This window comes from Vibrio atypicus (assembly GCF_009811315.1).
In the GTDB taxonomy this organism is placed as follows: domain Bacteria; phylum Pseudomonadota; class Gammaproteobacteria; order Enterobacterales; family Vibrionaceae; genus Vibrio; species Vibrio atypicus.
Genome location: NZ_BLID01000057.1, coordinates 1 through 251, shown reverse-complemented (window position 1 = coordinate 251; position 251 = coordinate 1). Strand labels below are relative to the sequence as shown.

The following is a 251-nucleotide window of genomic DNA, read 5'->3' as shown; positions in this document are numbered from 1 at the left end:
GAGACTAGAACGTTGATAGGCAGGGTGTGTAAGTGCTGTGAGGCATTGAGCTAACCTGTACTAATTGCCCGTGAGGCTTAACCATACAACACCCAAAGGGTTTTGATGGACTCAATACAAGAATTGACTTGATTGTGTTATGAGAACGCAAACAGCTTTCCGAATTAAAGAATTTGCTTGGCGACCATAGCGATTTGGACCCACCTGATTTCCATGCCGAACTCAGAAGTGAAACGAATTAGCGCCGATGG

2 rRNA genes are annotated in these 251 nt (G+C 45.0%); both read left to right on the top strand.

What is annotated here, in order from left to right:
* Window positions 1-85: ribosomal RNA gene (locus GVO60_RS22310) — 23S ribosomal RNA — on the top strand; the annotation flags it as partial.
* A 91-nt stretch (window positions 86-176) separates the two neighbouring features.
* Window positions 177-251 (top strand): 5S ribosomal RNA (rrf, locus tag GVO60_RS22305); the annotation flags it as partial.